Source organism: Pimelobacter simplex (assembly GCF_900114845.1).
Taxonomy (GTDB): Bacteria; Actinomycetota; Actinomycetes; order Propionibacteriales; family Nocardioidaceae; genus Nocardioides; species Nocardioides simplex.
Genome location: NZ_FOUK01000003.1, coordinates 306,574 through 328,882, shown reverse-complemented (window position 1 = coordinate 328,882; position 22,309 = coordinate 306,574). Strand labels below are relative to the sequence as shown.

At 72.5% G+C, this 22,309-nt stretch carries 26 protein-coding genes; 15 read left to right on the top strand and 11 right to left on the bottom strand.

Annotation, left to right across the window (positions count from 1 at the left end; translation table 11 throughout):
• Nucleotides 1-5: 5 nt before the first annotated feature.
• Nucleotides 6-1,073: a substrate-binding domain-containing protein gene (locus BM223_RS14235; protein ID WP_075018625.1), complete on the bottom strand. Its 1,068-nt coding sequence runs from the start codon at nt 1,071-1,073 to the stop codon at nt 6-8.
• A gap of 94 nt (nt 1,074-1,167) precedes the next feature.
• Here BM223_RS14235 and BM223_RS14230 point away from each other — a divergent pair, with 94 nt between their 5' ends.
• The 4 genes from BM223_RS14230 (at nt 1,168) to fmdA (ending at nt 3,846) form a co-directional block, all read left to right on the top strand.
• Entirely contained in the window at nt 1,168-1,530 is a 363-nt protein-coding gene (locus BM223_RS14230) for a MarR family transcriptional regulator (RefSeq protein ID WP_052138680.1), read from the top strand.
• Between the two features lie 98 nt (nt 1,531-1,628).
• Nucleotides 1,629-2,246 carry an AmiS/UreI family transporter gene (locus tag BM223_RS14225; RefSeq protein WP_038679141.1) on the top strand — a complete coding sequence of 206 codons (618 nt, stop codon included), beginning with the start codon at nt 1,629-1,631 and terminating at the stop codon, nt 2,244-2,246.
• A gap of 9 nt (nt 2,247-2,255) precedes the next feature.
• Nucleotides 2,256-2,549 (top strand): FmdB family zinc ribbon protein, encoded by a 294-nt coding sequence (locus BM223_RS14220; RefSeq protein ID WP_038679139.1) that lies wholly within the window; start codon nt 2,256-2,258, stop codon nt 2,547-2,549.
• A gap of 40 nt (nt 2,550-2,589) precedes the next feature.
• Nucleotides 2,590-3,846 (top strand): formamidase, encoded by a 1,257-nt coding sequence (fmdA, locus tag BM223_RS14215; protein ID WP_038679137.1) that lies wholly within the window; start codon nt 2,590-2,592, stop codon nt 3,844-3,846.
• Between the two features lie 20 nt (nt 3,847-3,866).
• Here the strand turns inward: fmdA and BM223_RS14210 are convergent, their stop codons facing one another.
• Nucleotides 3,867-4,559 carry a type III secretion system chaperone family protein gene (locus tag BM223_RS14210; RefSeq protein ID WP_038679134.1) on the bottom strand — a complete coding sequence of 231 codons (693 nt, stop codon included), beginning with the start codon at nt 4,557-4,559 and terminating at the stop codon, nt 3,867-3,869.
• 43 nt (nt 4,560-4,602) lie between these two features.
• Between BM223_RS14210 and BM223_RS14205 the strand changes: the two genes are divergently transcribed.
• Nucleotides 4,603-5,241, top strand: coding sequence for an HAD family hydrolase (locus tag BM223_RS14205; RefSeq protein WP_038679132.1), 639 nt, complete (start codon nt 4,603-4,605; stop codon nt 5,239-5,241).
• On the opposite strand, the gene BM223_RS14200 is transcribed toward BM223_RS14205, so the two are convergent.
• A complete protein-coding gene (locus BM223_RS14200) occupies nt 5,228-6,040 on the bottom strand; it encodes a crotonase/enoyl-CoA hydratase family protein (protein WP_038679131.1) in 813 nt (270 codons plus the stop codon). The two genes, BM223_RS14205 and BM223_RS14200, sit on opposite strands and share 14 nt — an antisense overlap.
• 47 nt (nt 6,041-6,087) lie before the next feature.
• Here BM223_RS14200 and BM223_RS14195 point away from each other — a divergent pair, with 47 nt between their 5' ends.
• From BM223_RS14195 to BM223_RS14175, 5 genes are all read left to right on the top strand, one after another.
• The gene (locus BM223_RS14195; RefSeq protein ID WP_038679129.1) at nt 6,088-7,746 is read left to right on the top strand and encodes an acyl-CoA synthetase; all 1,659 of its coding nucleotides are present in this window, start codon (nt 6,088-6,090) and stop codon (nt 7,744-7,746) included.
• On the top strand, nt 7,746-8,852 hold the full coding sequence (locus BM223_RS14190) for an NAD(P)H-dependent flavin oxidoreductase (RefSeq protein WP_038679127.1): 1,107 nt from the start codon (nt 7,746-7,748) through the stop codon (nt 8,850-8,852). The genes BM223_RS14195 and BM223_RS14190 overlap by 1 nt, the downstream gene beginning before the upstream one ends.
• A gap of 32 nt (nt 8,853-8,884) precedes the next feature.
• Nucleotides 8,885-9,538, top strand: a complete 654-nt coding sequence (locus BM223_RS14185) for an SDR family oxidoreductase (RefSeq protein WP_038679126.1) — start codon at nt 8,885-8,887, stop codon at nt 9,536-9,538.
• A gap of 135 nt (nt 9,539-9,673) precedes the next feature.
• Complete coding sequence (locus tag BM223_RS14180; protein ID WP_075018649.1) at nt 9,674-11,143, top strand: LVIVD repeat-containing protein; 1,470 nt, start codon at nt 9,674-9,676, stop codon at nt 11,141-11,143.
• 8 nt (nt 11,144-11,151) lie between these two features.
• A complete protein-coding gene (locus BM223_RS14175; protein ID WP_038679124.1) occupies nt 11,152-11,883 on the top strand; it encodes a dienelactone hydrolase family protein in 732 nt (243 codons plus the stop codon).
• On the opposite strand, the gene BM223_RS14170 is transcribed toward BM223_RS14175, so the two are convergent.
• Genes BM223_RS14170 through BM223_RS14160 form a run of 3 tightly spaced genes read right to left on the bottom strand, consistent with a single transcriptional unit; the run spans nt 11,880 to nt 15,618 of the window.
• Nucleotides 11,880-13,388 carry an AMP-binding protein gene (locus tag BM223_RS14170; RefSeq protein ID WP_038679122.1) on the bottom strand — a complete coding sequence of 503 codons (1,509 nt, stop codon included), beginning with the start codon at nt 13,386-13,388 and terminating at the stop codon, nt 11,880-11,882. The genes BM223_RS14175 and BM223_RS14170 overlap by 4 nt on opposite strands.
• The gene (locus BM223_RS14165; protein WP_038679120.1) at nt 13,385-14,410 is read right to left on the bottom strand and encodes an acyl-CoA dehydrogenase family protein; all 1,026 of its coding nucleotides are present in this window, start codon (nt 14,408-14,410) and stop codon (nt 13,385-13,387) included. The genes BM223_RS14170 and BM223_RS14165 overlap by 4 nt, the downstream gene beginning before the upstream one ends.
• A gap of 17 nt (nt 14,411-14,427) precedes the next feature.
• Nucleotides 14,428-15,618: an acyl-CoA dehydrogenase family protein gene (locus tag BM223_RS14160; RefSeq protein ID WP_038679118.1), complete on the bottom strand. Its 1,191-nt coding sequence runs from the start codon at nt 15,616-15,618 to the stop codon at nt 14,428-14,430.
• Nucleotides 15,619-15,690: 72 nt separating this feature from the next.
• On the opposite strand from BM223_RS14160, the gene BM223_RS14155 reads away from it, so the two are divergent.
• From BM223_RS14155 to BM223_RS14145, 3 genes are read left to right on the top strand one after another with little or no spacing between them, the layout of a single operon-like run.
• Entirely contained in the window at nt 15,691-16,845 is a 1,155-nt protein-coding gene (locus tag BM223_RS14155; protein ID WP_038679116.1) for a 3-ketosteroid-9-alpha-monooxygenase, oxygenase component, read from the top strand.
• A gap of 10 nt (nt 16,846-16,855) precedes the next feature.
• Nucleotides 16,856-17,158 (top strand): hypothetical protein, encoded by a 303-nt coding sequence (locus BM223_RS14150; RefSeq protein ID WP_038679114.1) that lies wholly within the window; start codon nt 16,856-16,858, stop codon nt 17,156-17,158.
• Nucleotides 17,159-17,182: 24 nt separating this feature from the next.
• Nucleotides 17,183-18,280 carry a ferredoxin--NADP reductase gene (locus BM223_RS14145; protein ID WP_141267292.1) on the top strand — a complete coding sequence of 366 codons (1,098 nt, stop codon included), beginning with the start codon at nt 17,183-17,185 and terminating at the stop codon, nt 18,278-18,280.
• Between the two features lie 78 nt (nt 18,281-18,358).
• Here BM223_RS14145 and BM223_RS14140 read toward each other — a convergent pair whose 3' ends face one another.
• Nucleotides 18,359-18,748: a hypothetical protein gene (locus tag BM223_RS14140; RefSeq protein ID WP_038679112.1), complete on the bottom strand. Its 390-nt coding sequence runs from the start codon at nt 18,746-18,748 to the stop codon at nt 18,359-18,361.
• 78 nt (nt 18,749-18,826) lie between these two features.
• Nucleotides 18,827-19,174, bottom strand: coding sequence for a VOC family protein (locus tag BM223_RS14135; protein WP_038679110.1), 348 nt, complete (start codon nt 19,172-19,174; stop codon nt 18,827-18,829).
• Nucleotides 19,175-19,260: 86 nt separating this feature from the next.
• Here BM223_RS14135 and BM223_RS14130 point away from each other — a divergent pair, with 86 nt between their 5' ends.
• Both BM223_RS14130 and BM223_RS14125 read left to right on the top strand, forming a co-directional pair.
• Nucleotides 19,261-19,872 carry a DNA-3-methyladenine glycosylase I gene (locus BM223_RS14130; protein ID WP_038679108.1) on the top strand — a complete coding sequence of 204 codons (612 nt, stop codon included), beginning with the start codon at nt 19,261-19,263 and terminating at the stop codon, nt 19,870-19,872.
• Nucleotides 19,873-19,971: 99 nt separating this feature from the next.
• Nucleotides 19,972-20,151 (top strand): hypothetical protein, encoded by a 180-nt coding sequence (locus BM223_RS14125; RefSeq protein ID WP_052138678.1) that lies wholly within the window; start codon nt 19,972-19,974, stop codon nt 20,149-20,151.
• Here BM223_RS14125 and BM223_RS14120 read toward each other — a convergent pair.
• The 3 genes from BM223_RS14120 to BM223_RS14110 all read right to left on the bottom strand — a co-directional run bounded on the left by BM223_RS14120 (nt 20,129) and on the right by BM223_RS14110 (nt 22,203).
• The gene (locus BM223_RS14120; RefSeq protein ID WP_038679107.1) at nt 20,129-20,650 is read right to left on the bottom strand and encodes an NUDIX hydrolase; all 522 of its coding nucleotides are present in this window, start codon (nt 20,648-20,650) and stop codon (nt 20,129-20,131) included. The two genes, BM223_RS14125 and BM223_RS14120, sit on opposite strands and share 23 nt — an antisense overlap.
• A 172-nt stretch (nt 20,651-20,822) precedes the next feature.
• Entirely contained in the window at nt 20,823-21,494 is a 672-nt protein-coding gene (locus BM223_RS14115) for an MBL fold metallo-hydrolase (protein ID WP_038679104.1), read from the bottom strand.
• Between the two features lie 22 nt (nt 21,495-21,516).
• Nucleotides 21,517-22,203: a maleylpyruvate isomerase family mycothiol-dependent enzyme gene (locus tag BM223_RS14110; protein ID WP_052138677.1), complete on the bottom strand. Its 687-nt coding sequence runs from the start codon at nt 22,201-22,203 to the stop codon at nt 21,517-21,519.
• Nucleotides 22,204-22,309: the final 106 nt, after the last annotated feature.

Sequence of the window (22,309 nt, the reverse complement as noted above, 5' to 3'; positions counted from 1 at the left end):
CCCGCTCAGCCGCGGGGCAGGGTCGTGAGCACGTCGAAGTCGCACCCGGCCGCGGCGGCCAGGTAGACCGGCTGGTCGGTGTGCGCCGAGCGCAGCGCCAGGCTGCCGCGCGGGCCGTCGTACCGGGTCGGGCGCGCGCACGACAGCAGGTCGTCGACCGCCGTCGACCCGGCGCCGTTGACGAGCGACTCGAGCAGCAGCAGGCCCTCCATGCACGACTCGCCCATCGCGGACGGCGGGCACGCGTCGGGTCCGTAGGCGCCGAAGTAGCGGCTGCCGAAGTCCATCGCGGCGTCGGTGACGAGCGAGCCGAAGTAGGCCGACGCCACGAAGAGGTCGGCGGTGGCGTCGGGACCGGAGGCCAGCAGCATGCTCTCGTCCATCAGCGGCGAGAAGCGGACGATGCCCGCAGCGAGCCCGAGCGCGGCGAACTGGCGGTTGAAGTGGACGGCGTCCTGGCCGAGCTGGAGCTGGATCACGCCGGTCGCCCCGGACGCCTCGATCATCGTCAGGACGTCGTCGTAGGCCTCGGTGCCGACGGAACGGTAGGCCTCGCCGCAGATCTGCACGCCCAGCGTGCGGGCGTAGTTGTGGCAGGCGGCCGCCGTCCGGCGCGGCCAGAGGTACTCGCTGCCCACGACGAACCACCGCCGCACGGCGAGCTCGTCGCGCAGCCAGCGCAGCGCCGGGAGCACCTGCTGGCGCGGCGTTTCGCCGGTCAGCCACAGGCCCTCGGTGTGCTCGCCGCCCTCGTAGAGCGCGGTGTAGACGTAGGGGACCCGCCGGTCGAGGCGCCGGGCCACCGCCCGCCGCACGTCGGAGCGGTGCCAGCCCACGACCGCCTGGATCCGGTCGCTCTCGACCAGGCCGGCGACGGAGCCCGCCGCGCCGGCGGCGGCGACCGAGGCGTCGATCGCCTCGATCCGGACCTGGCGGCCGAGGATCCCGCCGCGCGCGTTGACGTCGTCGACGGCCAGTCGCGCGGAGGTCAGGCAGGAGGGTCCGAACAGGCCGGCCGGCCCCGACTGCGGGTAGAGCAGGCCGACGACGTACTCGTTCGTCGTGGTCGGCATCGGCGCTCCTGGGGGACGGGACCTTCGCTGCTCGGACCCTAGCGCCGCGGTCCACGTGGGGGGAACAGCGTCGCCGGTCGGTTAGCGTTGTCCCATGCCCCGAGGACAGCTGAGCGCCGCCGCCCCGGGCGCACGCGTCCCTGCGGCCGACGTCGTCGCGGCCGACGACCTGGTCGTCGCCCGGCTGCTTCCGGTGCTCGACGCGCACGGCGTCGGGCTCGACGTCTTCCGGGCGCTGCGCCGGCTCTCCGACGCGGCCGAGGGGCTCACGGTCGGCGAGCTGGGCCGGCTGATCTCCGCGACGCCGCCCGCGACCACGCGCGTCGTCGACCGCCTGGTCACCGAGGGGCTGGCCTTCCGGCGCGCCGACGCCACCGACCGGCGCCGGGTCCTCGTCGTCGCCTCGGACGACGGGCGCGACCTCTGGCGCACGCTCGTCGCCGCTCTCGACGCCTGAGCGAACCCCGGCGAGGGCCGTTGACGGGCCTTTCCGGCGCCCCCTATGGTTCCGATCTGCAATAGTTCCAGATCGGTACGATTGTGCGGAGGTGCCCGGTGTCCAATGTGGGACTGCTGTTCGTCGGAGCGGTGCTGTTCGTCAACGGCCTGGGCCTCCTCGGCCTGGTGACCGCGCGCGGGGGAGCGCCGCTCAACCTGCTCGTCGGCACGCTCCAGGTGGTGCTGCCGACCATCGCGCTGATCCAGGCGCCCGACCTCGCGACGGCCGCGAGCTGGGCGCCGATCTACCTGTTCGGGTTCACCTACCTCTACGTCGGGATCAACGCCCTGGCCGGCCTGGACGGCACCGGCCTCGGGTGGTTCTCGTCCTTCGTCGCCGTGATGGCGGTCGTCCAGGCGGTGCTCTCGATCGAGGACGACCTCGCGTTCACCGCGATCTGGCTGACCTGGGCCGTCATGTGGCTGCTGTTCTTCCTCGTCCTGGCGCTCGGCCGCGACGAGCTGACCCGCTTCGCCGGCTGGGTGCTCGTGCTCGGGAGCCACCTGACCTGCACCGTCCCCGCCCTGCTCGGGCTGCACGGCAACTGGCCCACGTCGACCGGCTTCGGCGTGCTCGCGCTCGCCCTGGCGGTCGCGGTGGTGGGCCTGGCCGCCGTTCTCGCCCGGACGGCGCCCGCCGCCGCCACCGTGCCCGCACCCCGCACCGCCGCCTGAGAGGAAGTCATGCCGCTCTACGCCTTCCGGTGCCCCGAGGGCACCGAGTTCGACCGGACCTACCCGATGAGCGAGGTCCCCGCGTCCGTGGACTGCCCCGCGTGCGGAGCGACCGCCCGGCGCCGGATGAGCGCGCCGCGCCTGTCGGTCGCCGGCAGTGCGGCGTACCGGCTGATCGACAGCACGACCGCGACGGCGCACGAGCCGCAGGTCGTCACCTCGCTGCCCGGCGCCGGTCCCCGCGGCGGCGCAGGCGCGCGGGTCACCCGCAACCCGCTGCACCAGAAGCTGCCGCGCCCCTGATCGTCCCGTTCCGCCACCCATCACCCGAGGAGCACACCCCATGCCTGAAGTGATCTTCCCGCTCGACAGCGGAAAGAAGTTCGAGGACCAGCAGAAGCTCGGCCACAACCGGTGGCACCCCGAGATCCCGCCCGTGGCGACGGTCAAGCCGGGCGACTCCTTCCGGGTCGACTGCCGGGAGTGGTTCGACGGCGCGATCGTCAACGACGACTCGGCCGAGGACATCCTCAACGCGCCGCTGCTGACCGTGCACAAGCTGTCGGGTCCGTTCGCGGTCGAGGGTGCTCGCCCCGGCGACCTGCTCGTCGTCGACATCCTCGACGTGGGCCCGATCCCGCAGGAGGACTCCGGCCCGCTCGCCGGCCAGGGCTGGGGCTACACCGGCATCTTCGCCCGCAACAACGGCGGCGGCTTCCTCACCGACCAGTTCCCCGACGCCTACAAGGCGATCTGGGACTTCAACGGCCAGGTCGCGACCAGCCGGCACGTGCCGCACGTCAGCTTCGAGGGCCTCATCCACCCGGGCCTGATGGGGACGGCGCCGTCGGCCGAGCTGCTCGCCACCTGGAACCGCCGCGAGGGCGCGCTCATCGCCACCGACCCGGACCGGGTCCCGCCGCTGGCGCTGCCGCCCGAGGGCGAGCACGCCGTGCTCGGCGGCCTGGCCCGCGACCAGTGGGGCCGGGTCGGCGCCGAGGCCGCGCGGACCGCGCCGGCCCGCGAGAACGGCGGCAACCAGGACATCAAGAACCTGTCCAAGGGCACCCGGATCTTCTACCCGGTGTTCGTCGACGGCGCGAACCTGTCGGTCGGCGACCTGCACTTCTCGCAGGGCGACGGCGAGATCACGTTCTGCGGCGCGATCGAGATGGGCGGGTTCATCGACCTGCGCGTCGACATCATCAAGGGCGGCATGGAGACCTACGGCGTCAGCGAGAACGCCATCTTCATGCCGGGCCGGGTCGACCCCCGGTTCAGCGAGTGGATCGCGTTCTCCGGCACCTCGGTCACCCTCGACGGCGAGCAGCGCTACCTCGACTCGCACCTGTCCTACCAGCGGGCGTGCCTGCACGCGATCGACTACCTGACGAAGTTCGGCTACGCGCCCGAGCAGGCCTACCTGCTCCTCGGCGCCGCGCCGATCGAGGGCCGGCTCTCGGGTGTCGTCGACATCCCGAACTCGTGCTCGACGGTCTACATCCCGACGTCGATCTTCGACTTCGACGTGCGCCCCTCGGCCTCCGGGCCGTTCCAGGTCGACCCGGGCATCGGCGCCCCGCGCGCCGAGAACCGCTAGGCGCCGGCCGCGGGGAGCGGCTAGCGCGGCGCCTCGCCGCGCAGCCGCTCCCACACCAGGTCCGGGATGCGGTCGAGCAGCGCGTCCATCACCTGGAGCTTCCCGTCGATCTCGGCCGGGGCGTGCGCGCCCGACCGGATCATCAGCAGCGAGTCGCCGGTGATCCGCCACGACAGCCCGGGATGGTGGCGCATCACGTCGCGCACGTCGGAGAGCAGGACGTCGGCCGCGAACTCCGGCGCCGGCGAGTGGATCGTGAACGCCGCGTCGAACGCCGGGTCGCCGATCTCGATGTCGCGGCCGGTGAGCGAGTCGGCCCAGCGGCGCAGGGTGGTGGTGGGGCCGACCGCGAGGTCGGGCGCGCGCACGCCCAGGTTGAGCGCGACCACGGAGTAGGTGTGCCGGCTGGAGTCGTCGCCGCTGCCGGTCGTGAACTGGTAGTCGAACGCGGTGAACGGGCGGCCGTCGTACTGGCCGATGAGGACGTTGCTCACGTGCCGGCCGTGCCCGCGCCCGAACGGTGCGCCCTGGAAGCGGTCGACGAGCGCCGGGTCGGAGGGGCGGTACTCCCACTCGCGGCTGTGCGCGAACGCGGCCAGGCCCTGGCGGCGCTCGGCGGCGCGCTTGGTGCCCACGACGATGCCGACGACCAGCAGCGCGAGCACCGTGACGAAGACGAGTCCGATGACGAGGAACAGCAGGAGGGCGACCATGGCGCCATCCTGCCCCGGTCCGGGCCCTCGATAACGTGGCCCCATGCCGGATCTCGTCGTCGGGTTCAACCTCGACATGACCCTCATCGACACCGCCCCCGGGTTCCGCGACGTGCTGCACGCGCTCGGTGCCGAGCTGAGCGTCGAGTTCCCGGTCGAGGAGATGACCCGCCGGCTCGGCCCGCCCCTCGACCTGCTGCTCGAGCCCTACCTGCCGGCTGCGGAGATCCCGGCCGCGGGCGAGCGCTTCCGGGCGCTCTACCCCCACCACGCGATCACCGGCGTGCCGGTGCTGCCGGGCGCGCACGAGGCCATCGCCGCCGTACGACGGCGCGGCGGCCGGGTGGTCGTGGTCACCGGCAAGTTCGCGCCCAACGCCCAGCTCCACCTCGACCACACCGGCCTCGACGTCGACGTGCTCGAGGGCTGGGTCTGGGGCGTCGGCAAGGCGGCGGTGCTGCGCCGCGAGGCGGCCTCCGTCTACGTCGGCGACCACGTCCACGACGTCGAGGGCGCGCTGGCCGCCGGCGTCACGAGCGTCTCGGTGCTCACCGGCGGCTGCACGGCCGACGAGCTGCGGGCCGCGGGGACGCACGTCGTCCTCGAGAGCCTGGCGGAGTTCCCCGCCTGGCTCGACGGGCACCTCGACGGCCGGGAGGCAGCGGGCGTCAGCGCCCCTTGAACTGGGGGGCGCGCTTCTCGAGGAAGGCCCGCGGGCCCTCCTTGGCGTCGTCCGACGAGAAGACCGCGGCGCCGACCTTGGCGTCGTCGGCCCAGCAGTCCTCCTCGTGCTTGCCCTCGGAGTCGCGCATCGTCTTGAGGATCGCCTGGACGGCGAGCGGGCCGTTGGCGGCGATCAGGTCGGCGAGCTCGTGGGCCTTGGCCAGCGCCTGGCCGTCGGGGACGACGTGCCCGATCAGGCCGAGCTCCTTGGCCTCGGGCGCCTTGAGCGTGCGGCCGGTCAGCAGCAGCTCGGCGGCGACCGTGTAGGGGATCTGGCGGGGGAGCCGGACCGCGGAGCCGCCCATCGGGTAGAGCGACCAGCGCGCCTCGGCGACGCCGAACTTCGCCGACTCGCCCGCGACCCGGATGTCCGTGCCCTGCAGGATCTCGGTCCCGCCGGCGATCGCCGGGCCCTCGACCGCGGCGATCAGCGGCTTGGTGAGCCGGAAGCCCTTGAGCAGGCCCTTGATGACGGTGGGGTCGTACTCGCCGGACTCGAAGCTCTCCGACGGCGGCTTCTCGTCGGCGGCCTTGAGGTCCATGCCGGCGCAGAAGTAGCCGCCGGCGCCGGTGAGGATGCAGACCCGGATCTCCGGGTCCTCGTTGACCCGGTCCCAGGCCGCCTCCATGATCCGGAGCATCGGTCCGGACAGCGCGTTGCGCCGCTCGGGGCGGTTCATCGTGACGATCAGCTTGTGGCCGTCCTGCTCGACGAGGCAGTCGGGGGAGGCGTCGGGGGCGACTTCGGTGGCGGACATGTGAACAACGCTAGCGAAAAAGTGAAACGTGTTCTACTGTCGGCCTCGTGGCCCTGAACATCGCCGACCTCTTCGAACACGCCGTCGACGCCGTCCCGGACAAGCCTGCCGTCCAGGTGGGGGACCGCGTCATCACCTTCGCCGAGCTGGAGGCGGAGTCCAACAAGCTCGCGCACTACCTGCAGGCGCAGGGCATCGGGACCGGCGACCACGTCGGTCTGTACGCGAAGAACAGCATCGAGCACGTGATCGCGCTGATCGCGATCCTCAAGGTGCGGGCCGTCTCGATCAACGTGAACTTCCGCTACGTCGCCGGCGAGCTCGAGTACCTCTTCGACAACGCCGACCTCGTCGGCCTCGTCCACGACCGCGTCTACGCGCCGCTCGTCGCCGAGGTGCTCCCCAAGGTCGGCGCCATGAAGGCGGTCATCGCCGTCCCGAACCCGCTCGAGCCCGACGACGCGAGCGACCTGTCGCCGTTCGGCGGCGTGACGCTCGAGGAGGCCGTGGCCGGCCAGTCCGACGTGCGTGACTTCGGCGAGCGCAGCCCCGACGACATCCACATCATCTACACCGGCGGCACCACCGGCTTCCCGAAGGGCGTCATGTGGCGCCACGAGGACTTCTGGCGGGTGCTCGGCGGCGGCATCGACTTCATGACCTCCGAGCCGCTCGAGGAGTACGACCAGTCCAAGAAGGCGCTGCAGGACAGCCTGGTCACCCTCCCGCTCAGCCCGCTCATGCACGGCGGCGCGCAGGCCTCGCTGCTCATGCACCTCTTCGCCGGCCAGGTCACCATCCTGGAGCCGAAGTTCGACCCGGTCCGCACCTGGGAGCTCGTCGACCAGCACGGCGTCCAGATGCTCTTCATGACGGGTGACGCGATGGCGGTGCCGCTCATCGACGCCTACGAGGCCGGCGGGTACGACGGCCAGACGCTCTTCGCGATCGCCTCGAGCGCCGCGATCTTCTCGAAGTCGGTCAAGGAGCGCTGGATGAAGGCGTTTCCCAACGCCGTGTTCACCGACTCCGTCGGCTCCTCCGAGACCGGCTTCCAGGGCACCGGCCTGCAGGACGCCAGCGCCCTCTCCACCGACGGGCCGGTCGTCTCGATCCCGCCCACGACGGTGATCCTCGGCGACGACAACCGCCCGCTCGACCCGGCCACCGACGTCGGCAAGATCGGCCGGACCGCTCGTGCGGGCAACGTCCCCGTCGGCTACTACAAGGACCCCGAGAAGTCGGCCAAGACCTTCATCGAGATCGACGGCGTCCGCTACTCGATCCCCGGCGACAACGCCCGGATCGAGGAGGGCAACCGGATCACGCTGCTCGGCCGCGGCTCCAACTGCGTCAACACCGGCGGCGAGAAGGTCTACCCCGAAGAGGTCGAGCAGGCCATCAAGGCCCACCCCGGCGTGTACGACGTCCTGGTGGTCGGCCTCCCCGACGAGAAGTACGGCCAGACCGTGGCCGCCGTCGTCGAGCTGCGGCCGGGCGCGAGCCTCGAGCTCGAGGAGCTGCGCACCTTCCTGCGCGCGCACCTGTCCGGCTACAAGCTGCCGCGGGCCCTGACGATCGTGCCCGAGATCCCGCGCAATGCCACCGGCAAGGCGCAGTACCCCCGGGCCAAGGAGCTCGCGCTCGCGGCCCGCACCGACGACCGCACCGATGACCGCACCGACACCGTGGAGGCGAACGCCTGATGCACACCGCGCTCTGTGATGCCTTCGGCATCGACTACCCGATCTTCGCGTTCACCCCCTCCGAGCACGTCGCGGCCGCCGTCTCGCGCGCGGGCGGCCTCGGCGTCCTGGGCTGCGTCCGGTTCAACGACCCCGACGAGCTCGACCGGGTGCTCACCTGGATGGACGAGAACACCGACGGCAAGCCCTACGGCGTCGACGTCGTGATGCCGATGAAGATCCCCACCGAGGGCACGTCGGCCGACCTGTCGACGTACATCCCGGAGGAGCACCGGAAGTTCGTCGACGAGACGCTCCTCAAGCTCGGCGTCCCGCCGCTGCCCGAGGGCGAGGGCCGCGAGGGCGTCCTCGGCTGGCTGCACTCCGTGGCCCGCTCGCACGTCGACATCGCCCTGCAGCACCGCCCGGTCCTCATCGCCAACGCGCTCGGCTCCCCGCCGGTCGACGTCATCGAGCAGTGCCACGAGGCCGGCCTCAAGGTCGCCGCCCTCGCCGGCGCGCCCAAGCACGCGCTGAGCCACGTCGCCAACGGCGTCGACATCATCATCGCCCAGGGCTACGAGGCCGGCGGACACACCGGCGAGATCGCCAGCATGGTGCTCACCCCCGACATCGTCGACGCCGTCGGGCCCGACGTCCCGGTCCTCGGCGCCGGCGGCATCGGCTCGGGCCGGCAGATCGCCGCCTCGCTCGCGCTCGGCGCGCAGGGCGTGTGGACGGGCTCGATCTGGCTCGGCACCGAGGAGTACCGCAACCTGGCCGGCAACAAGGGCTGGGAGACCGCCTTCCTGCGCGCCACCTCGTCCGACACCGTCCGCACCCGCATCTACACCGGCAAGCCGGCCCGCCTGCTCAAGACGAAGTGGACCGAGGCCTGGTCGTCCGAGGACGCGCCCGCGCCGCTCCCCATGCCGCTGCAGAACCTGCTCGTCGCCGACGCCCACAACCGGATCAACGCCTCCGGCGACCCGGACGTCATCTCGATGCCGATCGGGCAGATCGTCGGGCGGATGAACGAGGTGCGGCCGGTGGCCTCCGTCGTCGCCGACCTCGTTGCCGAGTTCGAGGAGACCAGCAAGAAGCTCGGGGGCATCGCGGGGCTCTGAGGGGCTGCGCCGACGGGGCCTACGCTGGCCCCATGACGCGCAACGTCCTGATCGCCGGTGCCGGTCCCGGGGTGAGCGGTTCGCTCGCCCGCCTGTACGCCGCGGAGGGCGGCCGCGTGGGCCTGCTCGGCGCCGACGCCGACGTCCTGGCCGCGCTGCGGGCGGATGTCGAGGGCGCCGGCGCCGAGGCGCTGACCACGGTGGCCGACCTGACCGACGACGGCGCGACGCGCTCCGCGGTGACCCGGATGGCCGAGCAGCTCGGCCATGTCGACGTCGTCCACTTCAACCCGTCGGCGTACCGCGAGAAGGACCCGCTGAGCCTGACCCCCGACGAGCTGCTCGACGACGTCCGGCTCGGGGTCGGCGCGCTGCTCAGCGTCGTCCAGGCGGCGCGGCCGTTCATGGGACCGGGCGGCCGGGTGACGGCGACCGGGAGCATGGCGGCCGACAGCCCGTGGCACGGTGCGGCATCCCTGGGGGTGCAGAAGGCGGGCCTGCAGAACCTCGTGCGCAGCCTCGACCGGACCCTCGCGGACGACGGCATCCGCGCCGTGTCGGTGACCGTGCGGGGCACGCTCGCCAAGGAGGGCCCGTTCGCGCCCGACAACGTCGCGGTGGCGCTGCGGGCGGCGATCGACCAGGACGAGACGGACTGGCAGGCCGAGGTGCCGTACACCGGCTGAGCCCCGGCGCTCAGAACGCCGAGACGCTCGCCGGCGCGCGGCGCGCCCGTGCGCCAGGACGTCGTGGGTGGTCGACGGGGCCGCCGTGCCCGTGCCAGGGTGGGCCGACGCGCGGATCGACATGGGGGTCGGATGATGGCGGACAGCACGACCGGACGACGCCTGGTGCTGGCGTGCGTCGTGGCAGCGGCGCTGGTGGTGAGCGCGGTGCTCACCGCGGGCACCTCCCAGGCGGACCTGTCGCTCGAGGGCGTCCCGCGCGCGAGCTGCGCGCCCGGCGACCTGCCCGAGACGTCGATCCAGGGCCGGGTGCCCGCCTCGGACTACCGGTCGGGCCGCGCCGCCCAGGGCTACCGGTGCAACACCGCGCAGGTCGGTCACCACGGCCGGCGCTCGTTCCTGGGGTCGGGCGGCTTCAAGGTCCAGCGCTACACCGACGTGACCGGCCGCACCTGCGCCTACTATGACTCGGCCGTGATGGCCGGGCTCAACGTGCCGGGCCTGCTCACCGGTGGCGCCGGGCTCGGCGTCGTCGTGCTCGACATGACCGACCCGGCCAAGCCGGTCAGGACGGCCAACCTGATCACCCCGGCGATGCTCCAGCCGCACGAGTCCCTCCTCGTCAACCAGGGCCGCGGCCTGCTCGCCGCGGTGCTGGGCACCCTTGGCACCGCGCCCGGCGTGCTCGACGTCTACGACGTCAGCCGGGACTGCCGCCGGCCCCGGCTGATGTCGACCACGCTCTCCGGGGTGATGGGGCACGAGAGCGGGTTCGCCCCCGACGGCAAGACGTTCTGGACGGCGGGCGCGGCCGGGTTCACGCTCACCGCGGTCGACCTGACCGAGCCGCGCCGGCCCCGCGTGCTCCACACCAAGGCGGGCGTCGTCTACCACGGTCTCCGGCTCTCCGACGACGGCCGCACGATGTACGTCGCCAACATCGGAAGCCCGAGCGGGCGCAACGCCTCCGTCATCGACGGGGCGGGGCTCGACGTCCTCGACGTGTCGGACATCCAGGACCGCCGGCCGCGGCCGCAGATCCGCACGCTGTCCCGGCTCACCTGGGACGAGGGGTCGATCCCGCAGGTGGCCGAGCCGTTCACCCGCGACGGGCGCCAGTACGTCTTCGAGGTCGACGAGTTCAGCGACCTGTTCGGCGACCTCCGCCGGATCAACTCGCCCCGCAGCCCTGTCGGCGCCGCCCGCATCATCGACGTCACCGACCCGCGGGCGCCCTTTGTCGTGTCCAACGTGCGGCTCGAGGTGCACGACCCGGCGGTGCGGGCCGAGGTGATGGACGACCCCGGCGGGCGCACGATCGTCCGCAGCTACACCGGTCACTACTGCTCGCTGCCGACCCGCGACGAGCCGCGCATCGCGGCCTGCTCGATGATCGGCTCCGGGCTCCGGCTGTTCGACATCTCCGACCTGGCCCGGCCCCGCGAGGTCGGCTACTTCAACCAGCCCGGCCCCAACGGGGGATCGGCGATGTCCCAGCCGGCGTGGGACGTCGCGCGGCGCCAGGTCTGGTACACCGACACCGACGAAGGCTTCTTCACCGTCGCCCTGCGCGGGCCGGCGGCGGCGCTGCTGGCGGCGCGCTGAGGAGCGGCGTGCAGATCACCTCCGAGCAGCACCTCGACGACGGCCTCCTCGAGCAGCGGTTCACGCTCGACGGCGTCCCCGGCATCCTGTGGACCCCGCAGCGTCCGGGCCCGCTCGTCCTGCTGGGCCACCCGGGCGGCATCGACGCGATGTACCCGCGCCTGGCCGGCCGGGCCCGGGCACTCGGCAGGCTGGGCGCCGCGGCGGCCACGCTGGAGCTGCCCGGCAGCGGCGAGCGGCCCCGGCTGCCGACCGTGGACGCCGCCCGGGCCGACCTCCGCGCCGCGCTGGCGGCGGGCCGCCCGGTCTCCGCCGACGTCGTGGACCGGCTGATCCTGCCGCTCGTCGACCGGGCGGTGCCCGAGCTCCGGGCCGCCATCGACGTCCTCCTCGCCCGGCCCGGGATCACCGGCCCGGTGGCCTGCGCCGGCGGGGTGATCGCGATCGGCGTCCGCCTGGCCCGGGTCGAGCCGCGGCTCGTCGCGGCGGGCCTGTTCGCGGGCAGCTTCGTGCCCGCGTCGATCCTGGAGGAGGCGCGCGCGGTGACGATCCCGGTGCACGTCCTGCTCCAGTGGGACGACGCGGGCAACGACCGGCAGGCCGCGCTCGACCTGTTCGACGCGTTCGGCTCGTCCGAGAAGACGCTCCTCGCCAACCTCGGCGGGCACACCGGCGTCCCGGAGCACGCGGGCGACGACGCGACGCGCTTCTTCGCGCGCCACCTCGGTCTCGCCCCCTAGCGGTACGCCGTGCCGCGCTCCTCGCGCACCCACACGCCGTCCCCGGGCGCGGGGACCCCGCCGGCGGCCAGGTCGCGCTTGACCACCTTGTTGGTGGCGGTGCGCGGCAGGGAGTCGACGACCCGCACGTAGCGCGGCCACGCCTTCGGCGAGAGGTCGTCCTGCGCCGCGAGGAAGTGCTCGAGGTCGGCCGCCGTCAGGGGCGAGCGCAGGATCAGCGCGCAGGCGACCTGGTCGCCGACCTTCGGGTCCGGGACGGCGTACACGGCGGCCTCGCCGATCGCCGGGTGCCGCAGCAGGATCCGCTCGACGGGCGCGGCAGCGAGGTTCTCGCCGTCCACGCGCAGCCACTCGCCGGAGCGCCCGGCGAAGTAGACCCAGCCGTCGGCGTCGCGGTAGGCGAGGTCGCCCGACCAGTACATCCCGCCACGCATCCGTTCCGCCTCGGCGTCGGGGTCGTTGTAGTAGCCGGCGAAGGCGCCGGAGCCGGTGGTGTTGACGAGCTCGCCGACGGCCTCGTCGGCGTTGAGGAGCCGGCCGGCGTCGTCGAAGCGCGCATCGGGTGTCACCGCGCCGGTCTCGGGCGACAGCACGGCGACGCCGGGCAGGGGCATGCCGAGCGCGCCGGCCGGCATGTCCGGGCGACGCTGGACGATGACGGCGTTCTCGGTCGAGGAGTAGGAGTCGACCACCGTGCACCCGAAGCGGCGGCCGAAGGCGGCGATGTCCGCCTCGTTGGCCTCGTTGCCGAACACCAGGCGCAGCGGGTTGTCGGCGTCGTCGTCATGCTCGGGGGTGGCGAGGACGTAGGTGAGCGGCTTGCCGACGTAGTTGGCGTAGGTCGCGCCGAAGTCCCGGACGTCGGGCAGGAAGCCCCGGGCCGAGAACCCCGCGACGGCGAAGGTGGCTCCGGTGGTGAGCGCCGGCGCCCAGCCCGCCATCACGGCGTTGGAGTGGAACATCGGCATCGACACGTAGTGCACGTCGTCGGCACCCAGGCCGAGCCGGCCGACGAGGTGGGTGCCGGGGCCGGTGATCTTCTCGTGCGTGACGCGGACCGCCTTCGGCGACCCGCTGGTGCCGCTGGTGAAGATCAGCATGAAGAGCGACCCGTCCGCCGGCGCCGCGTCCGGCGGGGGGACCGTGGCCGGGTCCGCCAGGGCCCCGAGCGCGACGTCGGCGGAGTCGACGACCACCTGGCAGTCGGCCTTCGCGACGTCGGCAGCGAGGGCGTCGCCGCGCCGGGTCGCGTTCAGCCCGACCAGGACGTGCCCGCCCAGGCCGGCCGCGGCCAGGTGCAGCGCGAAGGCGGGTCCGTTGGGCAGGAGCACCCCCACGTGCGGCGGCAGCGCCGGATCGAGGCGCTCCTCGAGCGCGGCGGCGAGCCGGGCCGCCGCGGCGACGTACTGCCGCCACGACAGCTCGTGGACCGAGCCTGCCTCCCGCCAGCGCAGTGCCGGCCGGTCGTCGTCCGCGCGGGCGAGAAGCAGGTCCCGGACGGTCATGCGAAGCTGCGGCCGATCGCCAGCGCCTGCTCGGTCGCGCCCCCGAAGAGGAACTCGAACCGCTTGCCGCTCGTGAAGTAGCGGTGCGCCTCGCCGTCGAGGTCGATGCCGACCCCGCCGTGGACGTGCACGGTGGTGTGCGCGATCCGGTGCCCGGCGTCCGCGGCCCAGAGCTTCGCGGTGGCGACCTCGGTGCCGGCCGGCAGCCCCTCGTCGAGGCGCCAGATCGCCTGCCACAGCGTCAGCCGCTGGCCCAGGACGTCGATGAAGCCGTCGGCCAGCCGCTGCGAGACGGCCTGGAAGGTGCCGATCGGGCGGCCGAACTGCTCGCGGGTCTTGGCGTACTCGGAGGTCAGCCGCAGCGCGCCCTCGGTGACGCCGAGCTGCTCGGCCGCGGCGAGCGCGACGAGGAGCTGGCCGAGGCGCTCGGCTGAATCGGGCCCGCCGATACGGACGCCGGCGGCATTGGCGAAGGTGATCAGCGCGGCGACGTCGCCGTCACTGGTCTTCTGCGCGACGCGCTCGACACCATCCGCGGTCACGTCTACCAGGTAGACACCGGGACCGTCCGGGCCCGTGGCGGTGACGAGAAGAAGGTCGGCAGCCATGCCGGCCCGCACCAGGGTCTTGGTGCCGGTGACGGACCAGTAGTCACCGCCAGTCGCGTCCGCCGTGACGGCCGGCGAGGCGGGCAGGTGCGAGCGCTCCTCGGCGACCGCGGCGGCGTAGAGCCCCTGCCCGGCGTCCTGACCGGCACCGGTCACCAGCGTCGTGCACGCGGTGTGCGTCGCCAGGGGGAGGGGCGCGACGTGGCGGCCGACCTCGACGAGCACGCGGGCCAGCGTGACCAGGTCGAGCTCGGTCCAGTCGAAGGCGTCGCCCAGCGTGGCCCACAGCTCGCGGTCGAAGCGGTCGCCGCCGGCCTCGACCTCCTTGAGCCGCGCGTTGGTGGTCTTGTCCTTCAGGATCTGGGCGGCGAGCTCCGCGGCCTCGTCCTGCTCGGGGGTGAAGAGAAAGTCCATGGTTGTGTCCTCGGTCCTCAGGCTCGCTTGGCGGCGGGCAGGCCGAGGCCGACGTACCCGATGATGTCGCGCTGGATCTCGTTGGTGCCGCCGCCGAAGGTCATCACCAGCGACGAGCGGTGGAAGCGCTCCAGGCGACCGGCGAGCACGGCGCCGGGGGAGTCGGCGGTGATGCCGGCGTGGGGGCCGACCACCTCCATCAGGGAGCGGTAGACCTCGGTGGCCAGCTCGGAGCCGTAGATCTTGGTCGCCGACGCCTCGGCGGGGGAGAGCGCGACGCCGTGGTCGGCGTCCGCGGCGAGCTTCCAGTTGATCAGCGAGAGCGCCTCGACGCGCGCGTGGGCCCGGCCGAGCGCGATCTGCACCCACTCGGTGTCGATGACCCGGGTGCCGTCGGGGTTGCGGGTCTCGGCCGCCCAGTCCTTGACGAGCTGCAGGGAGTGGACCAGCGGGGCCGCGGAGGTGAGCGCCACCCGCTCGTGGTTGAGCTGGTTGGTCATCAGCGCCCAGCCTCCGCCGCGCTCGCTGATCAGGTTGGTGGCCGGCACCCGCACGTCGGAGTAGTACGTCGCCGACGTGCCGACCCCGGCGACGGTGTGCACCGGGGTGTACGAGACGCCGGGCGCGTCGGCCGGCACCAGGATCATCGACAGGCCCTTGTGCCGCGGGGCGTCGGGCTCGGTGCGGCAGGCCATCCAGAGCCAGTCGGCGTACTGGATGAGCGAGGTCCACATCTTCTGGCCGTTGATGACCCACTCGTCGCCCTCGAGCGTCGCCTTGGTCTGGAGCGAGGCGAGGTCGGTGCCCGACCCGGGCTCGGAGTAGCCGATCGAGAAGTGCAGCTCGCCGGCGAGGATCTTCGGGAGGAAGAACTCCTTCTGCTCGTCGCTGCCGAAGCGCATGATCGTCGGGCCGACCGTGTTGAGGGTCAGGTAGGGGATCGGCACGCCGGCGATCGCGGCGACGTCGGTGAAGATCAGCTGCTCGACCATGGACCGGGCCTGGCCGCCGTACTCCTTGGGCCAGCCGATGCCGAGCCAGCCGTCCTTGCCGATCTGGCGGATGACGTCCTTGTAGACGCCGGCCTCGCCGAACTCACCGGTGGCCGACGCCAGGCCGGCGCGGATCTCGGGGGTGACGAGCTGGGCGAAGTACGCGCGGAGCTCCTCGCGCAGGGCTACCTGCTGCGGCTCCAGGTCGATGTGCATCGGGTCTCCTGTGACGGTGCTCGGGGCGGCCGGTTGTTGTCAGCCTAACGGCAAAACTGTAACGTGTTCTACATGACCGACACCCGCATGCTCGACCAGGGGACCCAGCCGATCCGCTTCGCGCGCGGATGGCACTGCCTGGGCCTGGCCTCGGACTTCGCCGACGGCAAGCCGCACGCCGTCCAGGGGTTCGGGACCAAGCTGGTGGTCTGGCAGGGCGGCAACGGCGAGCTCAACGTCCTCGACGGCTACTGCCGGCACATGGGCGGCGACCTGACCCAGGGCGAGGTCAAGGGCGACCACATCGCCTGCCCGTTCCACGACTGGCGCTGGGGTGGCGACGGCAAGTGCAAGGAGATCCCCTACGCCCGGCGGGTCCCGCTGCGCGCGCGCACCCAGCGCTACGAGACGGTCGTGCGCAACGGCCAGCTGCTCATGTGGCACGACCCCGAGGGCTCGGCCGCCGACCACGAGCTGCTCCCGCCCGAGCTGCCCGACGTGATGACGGACAAGTACACGCCGTGGTCGTGGCACACCAAGGAGATCAACGGCTCGCACTGCCGCGAGCTCATCGACAACGTCGCGGACATGGCGCACTTCTACTACGTGCACTTCGCCTTCCCGACGAGCTTCCGCAACATCTTCGACGGGCACACCGCGACCCAGTTCATGGAGTCGAAGGGGCGGCCCGACACGATGGGCGGCGGGTACGGCGACGAGAACTCGACGCTCAAGTCCGTCGCGACGTACTACGGGCCGTCGTACATGATCAACTGGCTCGAGGTCGACTACAAGGGCTTCATCACCGAGGTCATCCTCATCAACTGCCACATCCCGACCGGGCCGACGTCGTTCACGCTCCAGTACGGCATCAGCGTGCGCAAGCCCGAGGGCCTCGACGAGAAGACCTGCGCCTACATCGCCGAGCGCTACACCGAGTCGTTCGGCGACGGCTTCCTGCAGGACGTCGCGATCTGGGAGAACAAGGTCGCCGTCCAGAACCCGCTGCTGTGCGAGGAGGACGGTCCCGTCTACCAGCTGCGCCGCTGGTACGAGCAGTTCTACGTCGACGTCGCCGACATCGCGCCCGAGATGACCGACCGCTTCGAGTTCGAGGTCGACACCACGAAGGCCAACGAGTACTGGCACGCCGAGGTCGCCGACAACCTGGCCAAGCGCGCGGCCGCCGAGGCCGACGCGGAGGCCGCCGCGCCCGCGGACGCCTGAGGCCCACGCCATGGCTTCGTTCGTCCCGACCAGCGACGAGACCCTCGAGGACCTGCGCCGCTACACCGAGGACCGGCTGGTCGACGTCGCCTGCCTCGACTGCCTGGCCCAGGTCCGGGTCAAGAAGAACAGCGACCACCAGACCTCCGTCCAGTGGAGTGCGGAGGCCCGCGCCGATTGTCAAGAGTTCCAGCGACGAGGCCAGGCGCCCGGAGGGCGGGACGTGCACAAGCCCTGCTCCCGGCTGATGGCTAGCATCGACGACGCCGTTCGGGCCGGAGCCGTCCCGATCGGTGCGTACGACGGCTACTGAGCCATCTTTTAGTAGGGGAGTTCCGTGGACATCGAGTCCTTCGTGCTGGACGTCGTCGGTGTGGTCGAGGAGACCGCCGACGCGAAGTCCATCAGCTTCGCCGTGCCCGAGGGCGCGGAGGAGAAGTTCGACTACAAGCCCGGCCAGTTCCTGACCGTGGCGGTGCCGAGCGACCAGACCGGCATCGCCGCGCGCTGCTACTCGCTCTCGAGCAGCCCCCACGACGGGGGACCGCTCACGGTCACCGTGAAGCGCACCGCCGACGGCTACGCCTCGAACTGGATCTGCGACAACCTGAAGGTCGGTGACACGCTCCGCGCGCTGCCGCCGTCCGGGATCTTCACGCCGGCCTCGCTCGACGCCGACCTGCTGCTCTTCGCCGGCGGCTCCGGCGTCACGCCGGTGATGTCGATCACGCGCACCGCGCTGGCGCACGGCTCCGGGCGGATCGTCGTCTTCTACGCCAACCGCGACGAGAGCTCGGTCATCTTCGCCGCCGAGCTCACCCGGCTCGCCGCCGAGCACCCGGACCGGCTCCAGGTGATCCACTGGCTCGAGTCCGTGCAGGGACTGCCGACCGAGGCGCAGATGAAGGCGTTCGCGGCGGCGTACGGCGGCTACGACTCGTTCGTGTGCGGCCCGGCGCCGTTCATGAAGATGGTCACCACCGTGCTCAAGGAGCTCGAGGTCCCGCGCAGCCTGCGCCACCAGGAGAAGTTCGTGTCGCTGGGCGGCAACCCGTTCGGCGACCTCGCCGAGCTCCAGGAGGCCGAGGCCGAGATCGCCCTCGCCGAGTCGGACGACGACGGCCCCGGCGCCGACGTCTTCGCCGACGCGCCGGCCGGGCCGGTCAAGGTCGAGGTCGAGCTCGACGGCGAGGAGTTCACCTTCGACGACTGGGACCCGCGCACCAAGCTCCTCGACTTCCTCGAGAGCAAGGGCGTCAAGGCGCCGTACTCCTGCCGCGAGGGGGAGTGCTCGGCCTGCGCGATCCGGCTTCTCGAGGGCGACGTCAAGATGCTCTACAACGACGTCCTCGACAAGGACGACCTGGACGACGGCATCCGGCTCGGCTGCCAGTCCGTCCCGCTGACCGACACGGTCAAGATCACCTACAGCTGAGCGACGACGGCCGCCGGCTGCACCCCCCGAGGCTGCAGCCGGCGGCCGTCGTCCGTCTGGCTCGTGCGGAGCGCCCGGTCAGGCAGCCGGGGCGGCCGGGTGGGCCGCCGTGCACTTGTCGAGGCGGGCCTGGGCGTGCGCGACGCGCTGGACCTGGGCCTTCTTGGCCTTCTTGACGTTCGCCTTCTTCTCCTTGGCGAGCGCGAGCGTGGCCTTGGCGGAGCGCTTCTCCTTGGCCGCGTCGGCGGCCTTGACGGCGCCCTTGGCCTCGCGGACCTTGGCCTGCTTCGCCGCGAGCTTCGCGGTCAGCGCGTCGAGCTTGGCCTCGGCGCGGTCCAGCTGGGTCTGCTGGGTGGCGCAGGGGGCCTTGGTGGGCGCGTCGGCGGCGACGGCGCTGGCGACGGGCGCGGCGCTCAGTCCGAGAGCGAGCGCGGCCACCGTGACGGCGGCGTGCTTCCTGAGGTTCATCCGTGGCTCCTGTGGATCGGTGACGGCTTTCACCGAGTACATGTCTCCACCGAGCCGGCGTGTTACAGCCCGCCCGGATCAGTGCGCGCCGGAGACGCAGAACTCGTTGCCGTCGGGATCGCTCAGCGTGACCCACCGGAAGCCCGGCATCTCGCGGTCACCCACGTGGCCCGCCCCCGCCGCACGGAGCTCGGCGACCGCCGCGTCGAGATCGGCGGCGACGAAGTCGACGTGGACCCGGTTCTTGCCTGGCGTGGGGTCGTCGACCTTCTGGAAGCCCAGCCGCAGGCCGTCCGGCAGCGCGACCATGACGAACCAGCCGTCGTTCTCCTCGACGACCTGCCCCCCTGTCCGCTCGGCCCACCAGCGGCCGAGGGCGAGGGCGTCGGTGGTGTCGAGGGTGATCATCGCGGGGGAGAGCGTCATGGGGCGACCGTAGCGGCGGCCGCGGACAGTGCGCGGCACGGTCGGCGCTGTGGGCGCTGTCGGCGTCCCGTGGGAGGGTCGGGACCATGAACGCTGCCCTGCCCGGCCCGGACGGACTCCCGCGCTGCCCGTGGTCGCTCTCGCCCGTCGAGCTGCCCTACCACGACACCGAGTGGGGCTTCCCGGTCGCCGACGACCAGCGACTGTTCGAGAAGATCTGCCTCGAGGGCTTCCAGTCCGGGCTGAGCTGGCGCACCATCCTGGTCAAGCGGCCGGCCTTCCGCGCGGCCTTCGCCGACTTCGACTACCGCGTGGTCGCCGGCTTCGACGAGCACGACGTCGTCCGCCTGCTGGGGGACGCGGGCATCGTCCGCCACCGCGGCAAGATCGAGGCCACCATCAACAACGCCGCCCGCGCCCTCGAGACCGTCGCCGAGCACGGCTCGCTCGCCGCCTACCTCTGGACCTTCGAGACCCCCGCCGCCGAGCTGGCCGCGCCGCAGACCCTCACCACCTCGCCCGCCGCCATCGCCCTCTCCAAGGACCTCAAGAAGCGCGGCTGGAAGTTCGTCGGGCCGACCACCATGTTCGCGTTCATGCAGGCGATGGGACTGCTCAACGACCACGTCGTCGGCTGCGTGACCCGGAGCGAGGTCGAGGCGGCGCGGGCGGCGTTCACCCCGCCCGTCGCGGCGTAGCATCGGGCGATGCACGAGCGCGGACGCCGGACCAAGGAGCTGCCGGGCTGAGGGCACCCGCGGCTGGCTCGAGCTGCGTGACGACGAGCGGCGCCCGAGGTGCTGTCCTCGGTCGAGGGCAGGCAGGTCTTGTGGTCGTCGCTGTGGCCGGCGCGGCCCGACGACCGCATCGAGCTCACCGTGATCCCCGACCCGCCCGGCCCAGCGACCGTCGGCCACCTCCGCCGTCGGCTCAACGAGCTGCTCTACGCGGACCTCAGGTACAGCTACGGCCAGTGAGCCAGTCGCCCAGAACGGCCACCGTGTCGGGCACGAACTCCACCTCGCCGACCATCTCGCGCAGCCGCGCCACGCTCACCCACGCACCCCAGGCGACCTCCTCGGGCTGCCAGGTGATCGGACCGTCGTACACGCAGGTGTAGGCGAACGCGTGGTACGCCGTGTGCTCGTCGGAGTAGTCCGCCTCGCCGAGCGCCGTCAGCTCGACCCCGTGCACCCCGAGCTCCTCGAAGGCCTCGCGCACCGCGGCGTCGTACGGGATCTCGCCGGCCTGGAGGACGCCGCCCGCCGCGAAGTCGTGGCGGCCGGGAAACACGTCCTTTGTGTCGGTGCGCCGGTGGACGTAGACCTCACCCGCGCTGTTGCGCACCACCACCAGCGTCGCCGCGTGGCGCAGGTTGCGGGCCCGGACCTCGGCGCGGGGCGCCACCTCGCCGGTCGGGCGGCCGTCGTCGCCGTACAGGGCGACGGGCTCGGTGGCGGGGTCGGGGTGGGGCATGCGGTCGACGATAGCGGCGGCAGTTTCACCGCCTAGGCGGTGAAACTGCCGGTGGGCAGCGGGAACTCCGTGTGCCCAGGGGGAGTTTCGGGCGGCCAGTCAGGCGGTGAGGGCAGTTTCACCGCCTAGGCGGTGAAACTGCCGCGGAGCGCAGCCGGACGGTGAGCGGGCGTCACCAACCTCGCTCGCGCCACTCCGCCAGGTGCGGCCGCTGCTCGCCGAGGGTCCCGTCGCTCCCGTGACCCGGGTAGAACCAGGTGTCGTCGGGCAGCGTGTCGAAGATCTTGGTCTCGACGTCGTCGATCAGGCTCCGGAACGCGTCGGCGTCGCCGAAGGTCCCGCCGACGCCGCCCGGGAACAGCGAGTCGCCGGTGAACAGGTGGGGGTGGCCGGCGGGGTCGCGGTAGAGGAGGCAGATGGAGCCGGGGGTGTGGCCGGTGATCCGGATGACCTGGAGGGCGCAGCTGCCGACCATGATCTCGTCGCCGTCGGTGACCCGGCGGTCGACGCTGACGCCGGTCTGCTCGGTGATGGCGTCGGCGTCGGGCTCGCCGGCGACGACGCCCGCCCCCGAGGCCCGGACGACGTCGGCGAGGGCGCGGTGGTGGTCCCAGTGCTGGTGGGTGGTGATCACGGTGGTGACGCCCTCGTCCCCGATGAGGGGGAGCAGGGTCTCGGGTGCGGCGGCGGCGTCGATGAGGACCTGCGAGCCGGTGTCGTGGCAGCGCAGCAGGTAGCAGTTGTTCGACATCTTCTCGTCGACGGCGACCTTGGTGATGGTCAGGTTCGCCAGCTCGCGGATAGCGGGGGCGCCGCCGACGGTCACTTCTCCGGTGTAGGTCACGGTCCCGATCCTAGGTGCAGCCTCAGGCGCTGGTGAGGTCCGGGAGGGCGCCGGCGCTGCTGGTGACGGCGCCGTCGGCGTCGCGTCCGGTGGCCCACCAGGCGAGGGGGCCGACGGGGCCGCTGACGGTGGCGGCGCCCTCGGCGGGGGTGCCGAAGGTCCAGCGGGCGGGCTCGTCGGTGGCGACGACGTGGAAGCCGGGGCCGGCGTACTGGCGCGAGGAGGCGGTGAGGAAGGACGTCGCGGTGGTCGGCGGCCAGTCGGAGGCCGTGTAGCCGGCGCCGAGGTCGGCGTGGTGGATCTCGACCTCGCGCAGGCGCAGGAAGGGGACGTTGTTGGCGGACATCTGGCGGCCGCCGGGGGTCCGCTCGAAGGTGGTGCCCTCGGGCAGGACGGTGGCCACGTCGACCACCTCGGCGAGTCCGGCGACGGCGCTGCGGAGGCGGTCGAGGATGGCGGCCGGCCCGGCGGCGGCGACGAGGTCGTCGATGTCGCCGTCGCGGCGCTCCTCGGAGACGTACATCGTGCGGGGCACGCCGTCGCGGAGGCCGCGCAGGATGCCGCCGAGGCCCTCGGCGTTGAGCGCGAGATGGGCGAGCACGTGCGCGCGGCTCCAGCCGGCGCACAGGCTCGGGGCGGCCCAGGCGTCGTCCGACAGGGAGGCGGCGGTGGTGAGGAGGCGCTCGGTCGCGGCGGAGAGAGTGGTCACAGAAGTCATCATGCACCCCACCTGCCGACCCGTCGGGGAGGCGTTGTCGGTGCCGGGTGAGAGGGTGGTTCCTGGCGCGCTGGCTTGCCTGCGCGACGTACCATGG

Excerpts from the sequence above, each read along its gene's own strand:
- BM223_RS14185 (WP_038679126.1), top strand. The coding sequence starts at position 8,885 with ATGACGCGCAACGTCCTGATCGCCGGTGCCGGTCCCGGGGTGAGCGGT.
- BM223_RS14165 (WP_038679120.1), bottom strand. The coding sequence starts at position 14,410 with ATGGACTTTCTCTTCACCCCCGAGCAGGACGAGGCCGCGGAGCTCGCC.
- BM223_RS14180 (WP_075018649.1), top strand. The coding sequence starts at position 9,674 with ATGGCGGACAGCACGACCGGACGACGCCTGGTGCTGGCGTGCGTCGTG.
- BM223_RS14135 (WP_038679110.1), bottom strand. The coding sequence starts at position 19,174 with ATGACGCTCTCCCCCGCGATGATCACCCTCGACACCACCGACGCCCTC.
- BM223_RS14160 (WP_038679118.1), bottom strand. The coding sequence starts at position 15,618 with ATGCACATCGACCTGGAGCCGCAGCAGGTAGCCCTGCGCGAGGAGCTC.
- fmdA (WP_038679137.1), top strand. The coding sequence starts at position 2,590 with ATGCCTGAAGTGATCTTCCCGCTCGACAGCGGAAAGAAGTTCGAGGAC.
- BM223_RS14210 (WP_038679134.1), bottom strand. The coding sequence starts at position 4,559 with ATGGTCGCCCTCCTGCTGTTCCTCGTCATCGGACTCGTCTTCGTCACG.
- BM223_RS14230 (WP_052138680.1), top strand. The coding sequence starts at position 1,168 with ATGCCCCGAGGACAGCTGAGCGCCGCCGCCCCGGGCGCACGCGTCCCT.
- BM223_RS14130 (WP_038679108.1), top strand. The coding sequence starts at position 19,261 with ATGAACGCTGCCCTGCCCGGCCCGGACGGACTCCCGCGCTGCCCGTGG.
- BM223_RS14205 (WP_038679132.1), top strand. The coding sequence starts at position 4,603 with ATGCCGGATCTCGTCGTCGGGTTCAACCTCGACATGACCCTCATCGAC.
- BM223_RS14155 (WP_038679116.1), top strand. The coding sequence starts at position 15,691 with ATGACCGACACCCGCATGCTCGACCAGGGGACCCAGCCGATCCGCTTC.
- BM223_RS14140 (WP_038679112.1), bottom strand. The coding sequence starts at position 18,748 with ATGAACCTCAGGAAGCACGCCGCCGTCACGGTGGCCGCGCTCGCTCTC.
- BM223_RS14220 (WP_038679139.1), top strand. The coding sequence starts at position 2,256 with ATGCCGCTCTACGCCTTCCGGTGCCCCGAGGGCACCGAGTTCGACCGG.
- BM223_RS14190 (WP_038679127.1), top strand. The coding sequence starts at position 7,746 with ATGCACACCGCGCTCTGTGATGCCTTCGGCATCGACTACCCGATCTTC.
- BM223_RS14235 (WP_075018625.1), bottom strand. The coding sequence starts at position 1,073 with ATGCCGACCACGACGAACGAGTACGTCGTCGGCCTGCTCTACCCGCAG.
- BM223_RS14170 (WP_038679122.1), bottom strand. The coding sequence starts at position 13,388 with ATGACCGTCCGGGACCTGCTTCTCGCCCGCGCGGACGACGACCGGCCG.
- BM223_RS14120 (WP_038679107.1), bottom strand. The coding sequence starts at position 20,650 with ATGCCCCACCCCGACCCCGCCACCGAGCCCGTCGCCCTGTACGGCGAC.
- BM223_RS14200 (WP_038679131.1), bottom strand. The coding sequence starts at position 6,040 with ATGTCCGCCACCGAAGTCGCCCCCGACGCCTCCCCCGACTGCCTCGTC.
- BM223_RS14150 (WP_038679114.1), top strand. The coding sequence starts at position 16,856 with ATGGCTTCGTTCGTCCCGACCAGCGACGAGACCCTCGAGGACCTGCGC.